Genomic DNA, 14,366 nt, shown 5'->3' with positions numbered 1-14,366 from the left:
GAAATGCCCGGCAGGCGGTCGATACCACGTGTGGCGTGTGTTGCGACCACGCATCTTACGACAAAAAAGGCGCCCGAAGGCGCCTTTTCCATGCAGGAATTCGAGTAGCGAACTACTCTCTCCTTAGTTCTTAACGTAGCCTTGGGTCAAGCAGCCGCCCGAGTAGGCCCACTGCAGCTTGTCGCTAGCATCGGCGGCGGGGGTCATAGTACAGGTTTCTGTCGCGAGAATGCCTTTGAATGCGTTCGGCGTCGCCACGATCACACCATCCGTAACCGTGAGCGAATTGAAGGCACCGGTCGTGACTGCGGTGGGAGCTGCAGGAATACCAGCCGCACCAGCGTCACAAGTAGCCAATTTTGCGGCAGCCGTAGCGCCATCGGCAGACTGATAGCAAATATCGACAGCGAGCTTGTAGGGAGCCATGGCATTGATGACTTCGGTATAAGCCGCTTTCTTCACGTAATTTTGGTAAGCCGGCACTGCGATAGCAGCCAAGATACCGATGATCGCCACAACGATCATCAGCTCGATCAGCGTAAAACCCTTCTGGACGCGCCGAGCGGTACGGCAGAGTTGTTGCATTTTCATTTGGTGACCCCTCGAAAATTCTTAAAGCACACGCGTGCGGGGGATCACAGAGCACACAGCGTGCCAGCCCCATTTGCTGGGGAAAATGACAAAATTTGTGCACTGCCACGTCGGGTCGCCAATAAAAACTGCCAGATTCCGTCACCTGGAGTGACAAAATCTGGCAGTTTTTCATGACGGGCGATCAACACCGCCTGTCAGGTGTTGCACTATTCAGGCAGCGGCACGCGCCTGGCGACGCTGCAGGTAGGTACCCAGGCCGACCACGATAACCGCGCCCAGCGCACCGGCGATCAGGCCTGCGTGCTGCACGTTGTCGGCAAACCAGGCGGCATCGACCGGATCGGAGATGAACATTTCGCCGGCAAGATAACCGAGCAGTGCCGCACCCAGCGTGATGATGATCGGGAAACGCTCCATGACCTTGAGCAGCAGCGTGCTGCCGAAGATGATCAGCGGAATGCTGATGCCCAGGCCCAGGATCAGCAGGGTCACCTGGCTACCCGGAGGGCCATTCTGCGCGGCAGCGGCCACGGCCATGACGTTGTCCAGCGACATCACCAGGTCGGCGATCAGGATGGTCTGGATAGCAGCCCAGATCGAAGCCTTGGCCGCGTGTGACTCATCCTCGTCGCCCTCGTTCAGCAGCTGTACGCCAATGTAGATCAGCAGCATGGCGCCGACGATCTTGAGCCATGGCAACGTCAGCAACTTGACGGCAGCGACGGTCAGCACGATCCGCATGATGATGGCAGCGGCGCTACCCCAGAAGATCGCAAGTTTCTGTTGCTTGGGCGGCAGGCTGCGGGAAGCCAGGGCGATGACCACGGCGTTGTCGCCGGACAGCACGATATTGGTCAGGATGATCGACCCCAGGGCGAACCAGAAGGCGGAAGATGAGAAGTCCAAAAGAATACTCCGTGAAGTGAACGCAGACCGGTGGATGCAAACCGGCGGTCGGAAAGCGGCGGACAAAAAAACCGTGCCACAGAGTGTGCGCGTTGAACCTTTCGATTTCTTTTCAGTCGCGCTTCGGGTTTTCCCTAAAAACGGGGTTTTTGCATCACTTTCCCATAAAAAAGTGATCAATGAATAATTTGTTGCCCGACAGTCCAACAAGAACAGCCAACAAAAAAGGAGGCCGAAGCCTCCTTTTTGAACAACAGCCCCGATTACAGCAAGCCCTTGAGCAGCTTGCCCATTTCGGACGGGTTGCGGGTCACGGTGAAACCGCATTCTTCCATGATGGCCAGCTTGGCGTCAGCCGTGTCGGCACCGCCCGAGATCAGCGCGCCGGCGTGGCCCATGCGCTTGCCCGGAGGCGCAGTCACGCCAGCGATGAAGCCCACGATCGGCTTCTTCATGTTGTCCTTGCACCACCGGGCGGCTTCTGCCTCGTCCGGACCGCCGATCTCGCCGATCATGATCACGGCATCGGTGTCGGGATCGTCGTTGAAGGCCTTCATCACGTCGATGTGCTTGAGGCCGTTGATCGGGTCGCCACCGATGCCGACGGCGGACGACTGGCCGATACCGAGTTCGGTCAGCTGGGCCACGGCTTCATAGGTCAGGGTACCGGAGCGCGACACCACGCCGACGCGGCCCTTCATGTGGATGTGGCCGGGCATGATGCCGATCTTGATTTCGTCGGGCGTGATCAGGCCGGGGCAGTTCGGGCCCAGCAGCAGGGTTTTCTTGCCGCCGGCAGCTTCCTTGGCCTTCATCTTGTTGCGCACTTCCAGCATGTCGCGCACGGGGATACCTTCAGTGATACAGATCGCCAGGTCCAGGTCGGCTTCGACAGCTTCCCAGATAGCGGCGGCCGCGCCTGCGGGCGGCACGTAGATCACCGAGACGGTGGCGCCAGTCTGGGCGGCTGCTTCCTTCACCGTGCCGTAGATGGGAATGTCCGAGAACTTCTCGCCTGCCTTCTTCGGGTTCACGCCGGCGACAAAGGCGTTCTTACCGTTCGCGTAGGCCTGGCAACCCAGGGTGTGGAATTGGCCGGTCTTGCCCGTGATGCCCTGGGTGATGACCTTGGTGTCCTTGTTGATGTAGATGCTCATGTTCGTATCCTTATCCTTGGGCAGCGGCTTACTTGACGGCAGCGACGATCTTGGTCGCGGCTTCGGCCATGGTGTCGGCGGAGATGATCGGCAGACCGGATTCGGCCAGCATCTTCTTGCCCAGTTCTTCGTTCGTACCCTTCATGCGCACGACCAGCGGCACGGAGAGATTCACGGCCTTGCAGGCGGTGATCACGCCTTCGGCGATGGTGTCGCACTTCATGATGCCGCCGAAGATGTTGACCAGGATGCCCTTCACTTCAGGGTTCTTCAGCATGATCTTGAACGCTTCGGTGACCTTCTCGGCCGTGGCGCCACCGCCCACGTCCAGGAAGTTGGCCGGCTCGCCGCCGAACAGCTTGATGGTGTCCATGGTCGACATGGCCAGGCCGGCGCCATTCACCAGGCAGCCGATGTTGCCGTCCAGGCTGATGTAGGCCAGGTCGAACTTGGAAGCCTCGACTTCAGCCGGATCTTCTTCGTCCAGGTCGCGGTAGGCCACGATTTCCGGGTGACGGAACAGGGCGTTGGAGTCAAAGTTGAACTTGGCGTCCAGGGCGATGAGGTTGCCCTTGCTATCGCAGTTCAGCGGGTTGATCTCGACCAGCGATGCGTCGGTTTCCATGTAGCACTTGTACAGGTTGGCGAACAGCTCCACAGCCTGGTCCACCGAGGCGCCCGTCAGGCCGATGGCCGCGGCGACCTTCTTCGACTGCTCGGCGGTGATGCCGGTCAGCGGATCGATGTATTCGGTGATGATCTTTTCCGGCGTGGAGTGTGCAACTTCTTCGATATCCATGCCGCCTTCGCTCGAGGCGATCAGCGCAACCTTCTGCGTACCGCGGTCGGTCACCAGGGAAACGTAGAGTTCATTCTTGATATCGGCGCCGTCTTCGATGTAGAGACGATTGACCTTCTGGCCTTCCGGACCAGTCTGGTGCGTGACCAGCTGCATGCCGAGGATGTTGGACGCGTAGGTCTTGACCTCGTCCATGTTCTTGGCCACTTTCACGCCGCCGCCCTTGCCGCGGCCACCTGCGTGGATCTGCGCCTTCACGACCCACACCGGGCCGCCGAGCTGCTCTGCTGCCTTGAGGGCTTCTTCCACGGAGAAAGCGGGGATACCGCGCGGCACCGGCACATTGTATTTGCGCAGGATTTCCTTGCCCTGATACTCATGGATCTTCATGCGTGTTCCTTTTTACGAGGCTGAAGGTGTTGTTGAATGGGATTCTTGAATCTGGATGCCGATCGGGGAAGATCAGGCGGGAGGCTCCCGATTCTCGTCGGTGACCGGCAGTTTAGCCAGTTCCTCGGAGAAGCTGCCGCGTTCGCTGGCATCTGCGGGCCGATGCCCATACCAGCGCGGGAAGTATTCGCGGACAGCGTCGCCCTGGAAACTCAGTGCATGGCAGCGGTTGAGCTGCGGCGGCGGCTGATTACCGTGGGCTGGGTCACTTGCGGGATCGCGCGTTCGAATGACCTCGCCAGCAAATGCCTGGAAAGCCACGGTCGGCAACAGGCCGCACAGTTCGGTGAGATGGGTGCATCCGTCCGTCCCGCCCAAACGGGCCCGCGCGGCGGCCCGGAATTGCTTGAGCAGGTTCAGCCCGATCAGCTGCCGATACGCCGGCTCGATCGCCTCGCAGTACCCGGGGTACGGGTTCCAGTCGGAACTGGCCGCGGCGTCGACGATATTGAATTGGGTATCGATGGTGATACGTAGCGACAGATCATGGAGCGGTGTGCCCTCCGGACGGAGCTGACCTGTGAAGAGCATCAGGTCACGCGCCTTCATGTCCTTCAGGCGCGTATCGATATCCCATAGTCCGTCGTCCCGCAGAAACACTTCTGCCGTGATGGCGCGAGTATGGCGCAGGGTACGGTTAACGGGCTGGGGAAGTGGCATACACCGGAATGGATACATCCGAAACAATCCCGCGATTCTAGCATGCCAGGCAGCGAGGCTGAGCGCCCCGAGTTCGCAGTGTGGAATTGTGAGGCGCCCGGATCCCATAAATTGGGAAAATCAGGCTTCGAAATCGTCCGGGTCGGTATCATACGGCGAAGGATCCAACGTCTGGTCCAATGTCTCGAGCCAGTCCTTGGCGCCGCGCACGACCTGCCCGACAACGGCAGAGGAAAACCCGCGTGCGAGGAGAAAGCGAACCTGCTTGGCCCGCGCGGCGGCGTCTTCCGCAGGTGCGGCAAAGCGCTTGTGCCAAACGGCCCGGGCACGCTGCAACTCGGTGTCTTGCAAGCGCTGACGCGCTTCGGCCAGGGTATCGGCATCGAGTTGGTGAGCGCCAAGCTCCTGCATGACCCGGCGGGTCCCATAGCGGCCGCCGCGCCGGTGCAGGACACTTTGAGCAAACCGGGTATCGGATAGCCAGTTTTCCCGCTCCAGCGCGTCGAGCAGCAGCGACACCTCTTCCTCGGACGCGGCGTGCGGCGCCAGCTTGCGCGCCAGTTCCGCACGGCTATGCTCTCGTCGGGAGAGATAACCAACGGCGCGGGCTTTCAGGCTCAGAGGTGGGCGGGGCATGGCGCAGGCTGGCGCAGGCAACCGCGCCAGCCGGGGAGCTCAGGTGAATCAGCCTTCGGCCGCCAGCTTGTCGGCCGGTTTGCGGGCGGCGGCTTTTTCCGCTTTCTCGGCCTTGTCCTCTTTGCTACCGGCCTCAGCCTTGGCGGGGCCGTCGGCCTGCATCAGCGAGATACCAAGCTGTTCGCGGATGCGGTTTTCGATTTCACGCGCCAGGTCAGGGTTCTCGCGCAGGTATTCGCGGACGTTGTCCTTGCCCTGCCCGATCCGGTCACCGTTGTAGCTGTACCAGGCACCCGCCTTGTCGACGATCTTGCCTTCCACGCCCAGGTCGATGATCTCGCCTTCGCGCGAAATGCCCTCGCCGTACAGGATGTCGAAAATGGATTCGCGGAACGGCGGAGACACCTTGTTCTTGACGACCTTGACCTTGGTTTCGTTGCCGATGACCTCGTCACCGCGCTTGATCGAGCCGATACGGCGAATATCCAGCCGTACCGACGCATAGAACTTGAGCGCATTGCCGCCGGTGGTAGTCTCGGGCGAGCCGAACATGACACCGATCTTCATGCGGATCTGGTTGATGAAGATCACCAGGCAGTTGGTGCGCTTGATGGTGCCGGTCAGCTTGCGCAGCGCCTGGCTCATCAGGCGGGCTTGCAGGCCGGGCAGCGAATCGCCCATTTCACCTTCGATTTCGGCACGCGGCACAAGCGCTGCCACGGAGTCGATCACAATCATGTCGACCGAACCGGAACGCACAAGGGCGTCGGTAATCTCGAGCGCCTGTTCGCCGGTATCCGGCTGGGAAATCAGCAGGTCCTGGGTATTGACGCCCAGCTTCGCCGCGTAGTTGACGTCGAGCGCATGCTCGGCATCGATGAAGGCGCAAGTACCGCCGAGCTTCTGCATTTCCGCGACAACCTGCAGGGTCAGCGTGGTTTTGCCCGACGATTCCGGCCCGTAGATTTCGACCACCCGGCCTCGCGGCAGGCCGCCGACGCCAAGGGCGATGTCGAGACCCAGCGACCCGGTGGAGACGACCTGGATATCTTCCTGGGGACCGCCGTCGCCCAGGCGCATGACCGAGCCCTTGCCGAACTGCTTCTCGATCTGTGCCAGCGCGGCAGCCAGCGCTTTTTGCTTTTCGGCGTTCATGCCTGCACCGGCCTTTTTGCTGTCGTCCATGGTCGTCCTTTTGCCAAATTGGTGTATAAATGGTTCGCGGAACAGGGCGCAGAGCGGTACGGCACGGAGATGCGCGGCTTTGCCGTGCCACCTGTCCCGCTGCGGTTGTCCCGTTCGCCTATAACATTACGAGACACACTGAATTCCGAAACTGCAGGTACTGTATAAAAAAACAGTGTTTTTAGCAAGCCTTGCGGCTGGCGCTGCGTTGCAATTTTACCCGCCGCCCGGCCCAAACTGCGGCGCGGCAGTGAAACAGGGTGTCAGGAGACTACGATGCGCATTCTGATCGCCGAGGACGACCACGTCCTTGCCGATGGACTGACCCGTTCGCTGCGTCAGTCCGGTTATGCCGTGGACCATGTCGCGCATGGCCTGGAAGCCGATTCCGCCCTGTCCACCCAGAGTTTCGACCTGCTCATCCTCGATCTCGGCCTGCCGCGCATGTCGGGGCTGGAGGTCCTGAGGCGCCTGCGCGCGCGCAATTCCTTGCTTCCGGTGCTGATCCTGACGGCAGCCGACAGCGTCGGCGAACGCGTCAAGGGACTTGACCTCGGCGCGGACGATTACATGGCCAAGCCTTTTGCCCTCTCGGAACTGGAGGCACGTGTGCGGGCGCTGGTCCGGCGCGGGGCGGGCGGCGGTGCGGCACTGATCCGCCACGGCCCGCTGGCCTTTGACCAGGTCGGGCGCATCGCGTATATCGACGACCAGATGCTCGAATTGTCGGCACGCGAACTGGGCCTGCTGGAGATCTTGCTGTCGCGCACCGGGCGGCTGGTATCGAAGGAACAGCTGGTCGACCACCTGTGCGAATGGGGCGAGGAAGTCAGCAATAACGCCATCGAGGTCTACGTCCACCGCCTGCGCAAGAAGATCGAGGTCAACGGGATCCGCATCGCGACAGTGCGCGGGCTGGGCTACTGCCTCGAGAAGTATCAGGCCACGCCAGCCACCACACCCACGCCCGACGCTGTATGAGTCTCCTGCACCGGCTACGCGCACCGTGGACCTCCTGGTCCCCGGCGGCCCATCGGCGGCGTGCGCCCAAGCGCCCGGTACCGCCCGCCAGCGATGCGGAACTAGAACGCGAGTTGCAGCAGATCCTGCCGAACGAAGAACTGCAGTCCAATGCCACGGTACCGCGCTCGCTGTTCGGCGAGATCCTCGACTGGATGCTGGCGCCGCTGCTTCTGCTCTGGCCCTTGAGCATTGCCGTGACCTATCTCGCCGCCAAGGCGATCGCCAATGGGCCATTCGACCGCGCACTGGAGACCAGCGCCATCGTGCTGTCGCAACAGGTACGCGAGGTCAACGGCCGCGTGGTGCTGCAGCTACCGCTCTCCGCCAAGGAAATCCTGCGCGCCGATGAACGCGACAACATTTACTTCCAGGTGCTCGGCACGCGTGGCGAATTCATCAGCGGAGACCCGGACCTGCCGCTGCCGATCGACACCGAGCAGCCCTACAGCGGCCTGGTGCACCTGCGCGACGACAAGCTCGGCGGCAACGATATCCGCGTCGCGCATACCTATATCAGCATACCGGGCGTGGGCGGCAATGCTCCGGTACTGGTGCAGGTGGCCGAGACACTGGACAAACGCGCCCAACTCGCCAACGAGATCATCAAGGGTGTGATCTTGCCGCAGTTCGTCATCCTGCCGCTCGCCGTAGTGCTCGTGTGGTTCGGGCTGGCGCGCGGGCTGGCGCCGCTGACCGCCTTGCAGCAACGCATCCACGCGCGCAATCCGGCCGATACGAGCCCGATCAATGAACGCGCTACGCCACAGGAAATCACGCCGCTGGTCGTGTCGTTCAACGAGATGCTGGCACGTGTCGAACAGTCAGTGAATTCGCAGAAGCGGTTCATCGCCGATGCCGCGCATCAAATGAAGACACCGCTGGCTGGCCTGCGCATGCAGGCCGAACTGGCGCAGCGCGAGCAGTCCCCTGACGAACTGCGCCGGTCGCTGGCGCACATCGCCAACAGTTCGAACCGCACCGCGCATCTTGTCAAGCAATTGCTTTCGCTGGCCCGCATGGAGAACGCCAGTGCCAGCCAGGCCATGGCCCCCACCGACCTGGTGGCGCTGACACGCGAAGTGGTCACGGGCTGGCTGTCCCAGGCGTGGGCACGGCAGATTGATCTGGGCGTGGAAGTGCCGGCCATGCCAGTGCTGATCCTCGGCAACAGCCTGATGTTGACCGAGATGCTCGGCAACCTGATCGACAATGCCATCAGTTACACCCCCAACGGTGGCCATGTCACGGTACGCGTCCACGCCAATTCGGCGGAACGCGAGGTCATGCTTGAAGTCGACGATACCGGCCCCGGCATTCCGGTCGCGGAACGCGAACGGGTCATGGAGCGCTTCTACCGCATTCTCGGCAGTGGCATCGAAGGTAGCGGCCTGGGGCTCGCCATCGTGCGCGAGATCGTGCAGCAACATGGGGGCACGGTCAGCATCCTCGACCACGTGTACGCCTACGAGCCCGTCCGCAGCGGCACGCGTATCCGCATCATGCTGCCGCGCCTGCAGGCGCGCGGCGCCGATGCAGAGCTGGCCTGAGGACATCCGCATGAACCCGCCCGAGCGCCCCACCGCTTCTTCCGATCGCCGCCGCTGGCGCATCAACCTGTCCTGGATCGGCGCGCTGTTGCTGGTCTGGTTCCTGGTGACCTTCGTGATCAGCTGGCACGCCCGCGCGCTGACCTTTCCCTTCTTCCAGTGGCCGTTCTCGTTCTGGGTCGGCGCGCAAGGTGCCCTGATTGTCTATCTGCTCATCATCGTGCTCTACGCCTGGCGCATGAACCGGCTCGACCGCGAAGCCGAGGCCGAGGCTGCCGCGGCCGCCACCACCGAACCGGCGCCTCCCACCGCACCACCTCCAGACGCCTGAGCCGGAAAACCGGCACTCCGATACGCCTGCAGGCATTCGCGTATACCCGTATCCATCCCGCGTTTTGCTGTCAGACCACCGTAAGGTTGGGCTCCCACAATCAACTCGACTTCGGATCACTTGCCAACCCGGCAAGATCTCCGGCATGGCGCCGGCGCTCCGGGGACATAGACAAAACGAGGAGACAACATGGCTACTGCGCAAGCTGCGACGCCACTACCGAAGGCGTCGACACCGATGACCGCCGAAGAGAAGAAGGTGATCTTCGCCTCGTCTCTCGGTACGGTGTTCGAATGGTATGACTTCTATCTGTACGGCTCGCTGGCGGCCATCATCGCCAAGCAATTCTTCTCCGGACTCGATCCAACCTCCGCCTTCATCTTTGCGCTGCTTGCCTTTGCCGCCGGTTTCATCGTGCGCCCCTTCGGCGCACTGGTATTCGGCCGCCTGGGTGACATGATCGGCCGCAAGTACACCTTCCTGGTGACCATCCTGATCATGGGCGCGTCGACGTTTATCGTCGGCCTGCTGCCAAGCTACGCGACCATTGGCGTCGCGGCACCGGTCATCCTCATCGCCCTGCGCATGCTGCAAGGCCTGGCGCTCGGCGGCGAGTATGGCGGCGCAGCGACTTATGTGGCCGAACATGCGCCGCATGGCAAGCGCGGCGCGTTCACCTCGTGGATCCAGACGACGGCCACGCTCGGCCTGTTCCTCTCGCTGATCATCATCCTGATCTGCCGCGAGCTGACTGGCCCGAACTTCGAGGTCTGGGGATGGCGTATCCCCTTCCTGCTGTCGATCGTGCTGCTCGGCATTTCGGTTTACATCCGGCTGTCGATGAACGAGTCGCCAGCCTTCCAGAAGATGAAGTCGGAAGGCAAGACCTCCAAGGCGCCGCTGACGGAATCCTTTGGCCAATGGCGCAACCTGAAGATCGTCATCCTCGCGCTGATCGGCCTGACCGCCGGCCAGGCCGTGGTGTGGTACACGGGCCAGTTCTACGCGCTGTTCTTCCTGACGCAGGTGCTAAAGGTCGACCCCAAGACCGCCAACCTGATGATCGCCGCCGCGCTGGTCATTGGTACGCCGTTCTTCGTGGTGTTCGGCGCGCTGTCCGATCGCATCGGCCGCAAGTGGATCATCCTGGCCGGCTGCGCGCTCGCCATCCTGACCTACTTCCCGCTGTTCAAGGCGCTCACGCACTACGCCAACCCGGCCCTCGAGCGTGCCATCCAGACGGCACCGGTCAAGGTCGTGGTCGACCCGAAGGAATGTACCTTCCAGTTCAACCCGACGGGCACCGCCAAGTTCACCAGCTCGTGCGATATCGCCAAGCAGGTCCTGTCGCTCAACTCCGCCAGCTATGACGCGGAAGATGCAGCTGCAGGCACCGTGGCCACGGTCCATATCGGCGACAAGGTGATCACCGGCTACAGCTCGAAGGGCCTGCCGGCCGACGAAGCCAAGGCCAAGGATGCGGCCTTCAAGAAGGACGTGTCCGAAGCGCTCAAGGCCGCGGGCTACCCAGCCAAGGCCGATCCGGCGCAGATGAACACGCCGATGGTCATCGTCATCCTGGTCATCCTGGTGCTGTATGTGACCATGGTGTACGGCCCCATCGCGGCGATGCTCGTCGAGATGTTCCCGACCCGCATCCGCTACACCTCCATGTCGCTGCCGTACCACATCGGCAATGGCTGGTTCGGCGGCCTGCTGCCCACCATTTCCTTCGCCCTGGTGGCACAGAACGGCAACATCTATCACGGCCTCTGGTACCCGATCATCATCGCGGCCATGACGCTGGTGGTGGGTGGTCTGTTCATCAAGGAAACCAAGGACCGCGACATCTACGCCGACGATTAACCGGGAGCAATCGTTCCTCCATGTTGGGCGGACTTCGGTCCGCCTTTTTTTATGCTGCCGGGCAAGCGGCGCGGTGATGGCCGCCTGAGGGTCCGCAACCTCGCCCCCCACGCGCCCCTGGAACGAAGCCTGTAACGGTGCGGCAGGATCGCTTGACAGCCCAGAAAAGACTGTTTACTATTCCGCTTCTTGGCGAATTAGCTCAGTCGGTTAGAGCGACGGAATCATAATCCGCAGGTCCGGGGTTCGAGTCCCTGATTCGCCACCAAACAAATCAAGGGGTTACAGTGTTCTACGCTGTGACCCCTTGTTCGTTTTTGGCGCCATGTAAGCGTCCTGTAAGCGAATTGCGACGACGTGCCGAGCCTCGCGTCATGATCCCGAGCATGTCCGCTACGCAACGCTAATGTCTAGCTGTTCGCCAACCTTGTATTTTTGCCCAATCAAAGCCATCCTTGCCTTCCACTTCGCCAGAAATAAAGGTACGCGCACGCGTCGGCCCTTGCTCGCTAATATGGATCTCCGTATGTCTCGCCGACGAACCGAATACCAGGTAGCAGTTGGCCGTTGTTGATCCAGGCAATAGGTAGAGCGAGATCACATGCTTGGCATAACAAGCTCTCATCGATTTTCCGTCTAGCTCTTCAGGTAACGATATCGCTTCGCCGCCCTAGTGAGGCGCACGACCTCGCCACCCTTTCCAGGCGCCATTGTTGATAACCGACAAGCATTTCCAGCCTCACGCGCGCGCGTACTGGTTGCAAAACTAGCTGCAGGCAGCTCTTTTCAGCCTCTTGCTAGCCTGCTTACCTTTGGCGAGAGGCTCCTCCTTTGCCCAGAATTCAGGACGCATCCTCGCCTCGCCCAAAAGCAACCGTTCGAGTACCCGCCCCCGGCACTCTGCCGGCCTCCTCTCCATCGCAAGCATTTTCACCAGTTCAGGGCACACCCACACCGACAACGGACTGAATCCCGCTGCACGCATCCTGGCCTTGTATTTCTTCAGCCTTTCAGCGTTCGCTGACGGTTTAGCAGAAGTCTTCAGGCCCATGGCATCACCTCCCGAATGAGAGTCGCCAGCCTCCCGAAGAATTTTCCGGAACAGGTAGACGCCGACATCACCAGACGTTGGGTTTTCGAGAGCATGAATTGCGATTGGCCGCTGACTGACGATTGCCTCATAATCGCCTGGGGCACGCCTGGCAATTTCGTATGGACGATTGCCAACTTGTGCTTCCAGGAAATCCATGTCATTCCAGCCCACGCGTTCACGGCGCCCCTTCCCAAGGGGATCAGTTTTCTTACCGAACATGCGCCATCCGAAGACGATGGAATTAGTATTGTCTACAGGCACATACCAACGCACCATGTGAACGCGGTGGAAGAGTCGCCGCTCCTTTCCATCTTCAAAGAGATAGGCATGGTGTGTCATGTTCGGCAGGGCACACTCATTCATACGCCACCAAACCAAGTCATCGCTGGTTCGCCGCCCAGCCACAAACACCATGGCGGTTGCGTCGCGAACCGGGAAATAATCGATCACCGGTACAGAGCCAAACGAAGGTAATGTTAGCGGGCCTAGATCTAAGTCGGCAGGAACTTCCCCAGGGAACAAGGTCGCAGGCTGATGGAGGACGCTCGTATGCATCTGGTCTGCAATGTTGTCAAGGATCTGCAACCAATTGCAGGGGAAGACATTAGTGAAGGGCACAAACTCCGTTTCACCATCCGGCTCAAACGCGTCCCACAGTTCGAACGGAGGCCGTTGGTCCGACGGGCCCATATATGCAAAGACGAGCCCATCGCGCTCCAACGCTGGATAAGCTCCCTGACAGACGGATTTGCAAAGTCGGGCTCCTTTGTCTGGCTCCGTGGGCGCTTCGAGCAACGTACCATCAACAGCGTAGTGGAAACCGTGATAGCAGCAACGAATTCCGTGGTGCTGAATTACACCATATTCGAGGGAAGCTCCACGATGCGCACAGTGGCGATGCATTACACCAACCTGACCCGAGAGATCTCGAAATGCGATCAGGTCTTCACCAAGAATCCGGATGGGATGCGGAACATCCTTAAGTTGATTCGATAGACAAACGGGCTGCCAGAACCTTCTGAGATATTCACCCAACGGGGTACCAGGCAGTACGTGAGTAATTTCGGCATCCTCGGCCTTCGTGTCTCGCCGCTGGTATGGCTTTATCGATATCCATGCGGAACTGGACAACGTGTTCTGTCATGCCAGCGCCCTGCGCAACCGGGGAATCTCGCCCAAACCGGGCGACCGCGTCATCTTCGAATTGAGCCGGGATGCCCAGGGCAGGGTGTGCGCCGTGAATGTCAACGTCCTGGGAGCGCCCCCTCCCCGGACCAGCATCAGCCCGGCCCCCCTGCTGTTCGGCTGCATCGCGCTGAGCGCCTTCATCGTGGCAGGTGTCCTGGGTGCCTTGCCACCCGTCATCGGCTGGAGCACATCGGTCATGAGCGCGCTCGCCGTGTTGGCTTATTACTCAGACAAGCAAGCGGCAACCCGGAATGCCCGGCGCACTCCCGAACACTCGCTGCACCTGCTGGCACTGATGGGAGGATGGCCGGGAGCGCTGATCGCCCAGCAACTGTTTCGCCACAAGAATCGCAAAACGAGCTTTCAGGTGACGTTCTGGAGCACCGTGGCGTTGCACTCCGCTGCCGTTGCCGCGTGGGTGGCACATTCAACCGGATTGGTCTGATTGGCGCCGTATCGAGGAGCGGACTGACGTCCGATCGACGGTCAAGCCGTGTCGAACAGCTGCCAACCGGTGCGGAGCGCTCCGCGGGCGTGCCTCAAGACTTGGCCTGATGCGCCGCCATCTCCTCCATCAGGATCGGCACCGCCATATTGCAGGCGTGAATACCCATTACGGTCGTCAACTGGATGGCCTCCAGGATCTCGTCCTGGGTCGCGCCGTGATTCAGCGCGTTGCGGATGTGCCGGCGCACGCCAGGACCGTAGAGATGCGTGGTCGCCGCGTTGATGGCGATCATGATCAGCTCCTTGACCTTCTGCGGCAGCGGGCCGTTACGGTGGGGCACGCTGCGGAAGGCCAGGTACGCTTCCATGAATTCGGGATCGAGCTCGCGCATCTGGTCCCACAACACGTTCCAGTCGCCCTTGGCGATATGTTCCTCGCACAACGGCGTGGGAATGCGGGGAGTCTCTGACATGGTGTCTCCTG

General features: G+C 61.0%; 14 protein-coding genes and 1 tRNA gene. 6 read left to right on the top strand and 9 right to left on the bottom strand.

The features are described 5' to 3' along the window. Window positions 1-123 precede the first annotated feature (123 nt). From ACQ3C8_RS02565 to recA, 7 genes are all read right to left on the bottom strand, one after another. Entirely contained in the window at window positions 124-591 is a 468-nt protein-coding gene (locus ACQ3C8_RS02565) for a pilin (protein WP_428852338.1), read from the bottom strand. Window positions 592-804: 213 nt separating this feature from the next. Then, complete coding sequence (locus ACQ3C8_RS02560) at window positions 805-1,500, bottom strand: TerC family protein (protein ID WP_009523063.1); 696 nt, start codon at window positions 1,498-1,500, stop codon at window positions 805-807. A gap of 263 nt (window positions 1,501-1,763) precedes the next feature. Continuing rightward, window positions 1,764-2,657: a succinate--CoA ligase subunit alpha gene (sucD, locus tag ACQ3C8_RS02555; protein ID WP_428852337.1), complete on the bottom strand. Its 894-nt coding sequence runs from the start codon at window positions 2,655-2,657 to the stop codon at window positions 1,764-1,766. 28 nt (window positions 2,658-2,685) lie between these two features. After that, window positions 2,686-3,846, bottom strand: coding sequence for an ADP-forming succinate--CoA ligase subunit beta (gene sucC / locus ACQ3C8_RS02550; protein ID WP_009523061.1), 1,161 nt, complete (start codon window positions 3,844-3,846; stop codon window positions 2,686-2,688). Between the two features lie 72 nt (window positions 3,847-3,918). Beyond that, window positions 3,919-4,566 (bottom strand): DUF2889 domain-containing protein, encoded by a 648-nt coding sequence (locus tag ACQ3C8_RS02545; RefSeq protein ID WP_083840404.1) that lies wholly within the window; start codon window positions 4,564-4,566, stop codon window positions 3,919-3,921. A gap of 120 nt (window positions 4,567-4,686) precedes the next feature. After that, window positions 4,687-5,202, bottom strand: a complete 516-nt coding sequence (gene recX, locus ACQ3C8_RS02540; protein WP_428852336.1) for a recombination regulator RecX — start codon at window positions 5,200-5,202, stop codon at window positions 4,687-4,689. Between the two features lie 48 nt (window positions 5,203-5,250). Further along, complete coding sequence (gene recA, locus ACQ3C8_RS02535; protein WP_009523058.1) at window positions 5,251-6,387, bottom strand: recombinase RecA; 1,137 nt, start codon at window positions 6,385-6,387, stop codon at window positions 5,251-5,253. Window positions 6,388-6,663: 276 nt separating this feature from the next. Here recA and ACQ3C8_RS02530 point away from each other — a divergent pair, with 276 nt between their 5' ends. The 5 genes from ACQ3C8_RS02530 to ACQ3C8_RS02510 all read left to right on the top strand — a co-directional run bounded on the left by ACQ3C8_RS02530 (window position 6,664) and on the right by ACQ3C8_RS02510 (window position 11,422). Continuing rightward, window positions 6,664-7,368, top strand: coding sequence for a response regulator (locus ACQ3C8_RS02530; protein ID WP_428852335.1), 705 nt, complete (start codon window positions 6,664-6,666; stop codon window positions 7,366-7,368). Beyond that, complete coding sequence (locus ACQ3C8_RS02525; protein WP_009523056.1) at window positions 7,365-8,957, top strand: sensor histidine kinase; 1,593 nt, start codon at window positions 7,365-7,367, stop codon at window positions 8,955-8,957. The genes ACQ3C8_RS02530 and ACQ3C8_RS02525 overlap by 4 nt, the downstream gene beginning before the upstream one ends. Before the next feature lie 10 nt (window positions 8,958-8,967). After that, complete coding sequence (locus ACQ3C8_RS02520; RefSeq protein ID WP_009523055.1) at window positions 8,968-9,288, top strand: DUF4212 domain-containing protein; 321 nt, start codon at window positions 8,968-8,970, stop codon at window positions 9,286-9,288. 189 nt (window positions 9,289-9,477) lie between these two features. After that, window positions 9,478-11,154: an MFS transporter gene (locus ACQ3C8_RS02515; RefSeq protein ID WP_009523054.1), complete on the top strand. Its 1,677-nt coding sequence runs from the start codon at window positions 9,478-9,480 to the stop codon at window positions 11,152-11,154. Between the two features lie 191 nt (window positions 11,155-11,345). Next, window positions 11,346-11,422 (top strand) — tRNA-Met (locus tag ACQ3C8_RS02510). A 498-nt stretch (window positions 11,423-11,920) separates the two neighbouring features. On the opposite strand, the gene ACQ3C8_RS02505 is transcribed toward ACQ3C8_RS02510, so the two are convergent. Beyond that, complete coding sequence (locus ACQ3C8_RS02505) at window positions 11,921-13,282, bottom strand: Rieske 2Fe-2S domain-containing protein (protein ID WP_428852334.1); 1,362 nt, start codon at window positions 13,280-13,282, stop codon at window positions 11,921-11,923. 46 nt (window positions 13,283-13,328) lie between these two features. On the opposite strand from ACQ3C8_RS02505, the gene ACQ3C8_RS02500 reads away from it, so the two are divergent. Beyond that, window positions 13,329-13,880: a DUF1294 domain-containing protein gene (locus tag ACQ3C8_RS02500; RefSeq protein ID WP_428852333.1), complete on the top strand. Its 552-nt coding sequence runs from the start codon at window positions 13,329-13,331 to the stop codon at window positions 13,878-13,880. A 94-nt stretch (window positions 13,881-13,974) separates the two neighbouring features. Here the strand turns inward: ACQ3C8_RS02500 and ACQ3C8_RS02495 are convergent, their stop codons facing one another. Beyond that, window positions 13,975-14,355 carry a carboxymuconolactone decarboxylase family protein gene (locus ACQ3C8_RS02495; protein ID WP_428852332.1) on the bottom strand — a complete coding sequence of 127 codons (381 nt, stop codon included), beginning with the start codon at window positions 14,353-14,355 and terminating at the stop codon, window positions 13,975-13,977. Window positions 14,356-14,366 lie beyond the last annotated feature (11 nt).

This window comes from Imbroritus primus, from assembly GCF_964332355.1.
In the GTDB taxonomy this organism is placed as follows: Bacteria; Pseudomonadota; Gammaproteobacteria; order Burkholderiales; family Burkholderiaceae; genus Imbroritus; species Imbroritus primus.
Note: the sequence above shows the minus strand (reverse complement) of the source record. Positions and strands in the feature narration are given on the sequence as shown.

Excerpts from the sequence above, each read along its gene's own strand:
- ACQ3C8_RS02565 (WP_428852338.1), bottom strand. The coding sequence starts at position 591 with ATGAAAATGCAACAACTCTGCCGTACCGCTCGGCGCGTCCAGAAGGGT.
- sucD (WP_428852337.1), bottom strand. The coding sequence starts at position 2,657 with ATGAGCATCTACATCAACAAGGACACCAAGGTCATCACCCAGGGCATC.
- sucC (WP_009523061.1), bottom strand. The coding sequence starts at position 3,846 with ATGAAGATCCATGAGTATCAGGGCAAGGAAATCCTGCGCAAATACAAT.
- ACQ3C8_RS02545 (WP_083840404.1), bottom strand. The coding sequence starts at position 4,566 with ATGCCACTTCCCCAGCCCGTTAACCGTACCCTGCGCCATACTCGCGCC.
- recX (WP_428852336.1), bottom strand. The coding sequence starts at position 5,202 with ATGCCCCGCCCACCTCTGAGCCTGAAAGCCCGCGCCGTTGGTTATCTC.
- recA (WP_009523058.1), bottom strand. The coding sequence starts at position 6,387 with ATGGACGACAGCAAAAAGGCCGGTGCAGGCATGAACGCCGAAAAGCAA.
- ACQ3C8_RS02530 (WP_428852335.1), top strand. The coding sequence starts at position 6,664 with ATGCGCATTCTGATCGCCGAGGACGACCACGTCCTTGCCGATGGACTG.
- ACQ3C8_RS02525 (WP_009523056.1), top strand. The coding sequence starts at position 7,365 with ATGAGTCTCCTGCACCGGCTACGCGCACCGTGGACCTCCTGGTCCCCG.
- ACQ3C8_RS02520 (WP_009523055.1), top strand. The coding sequence starts at position 8,968 with ATGAACCCGCCCGAGCGCCCCACCGCTTCTTCCGATCGCCGCCGCTGG.
- ACQ3C8_RS02515 (WP_009523054.1), top strand. The coding sequence starts at position 9,478 with ATGGCTACTGCGCAAGCTGCGACGCCACTACCGAAGGCGTCGACACCG.
- ACQ3C8_RS02495 (WP_428852332.1), bottom strand. The coding sequence starts at position 14,355 with ATGTCAGAGACTCCCCGCATTCCCACGCCGTTGTGCGAGGAACATATC.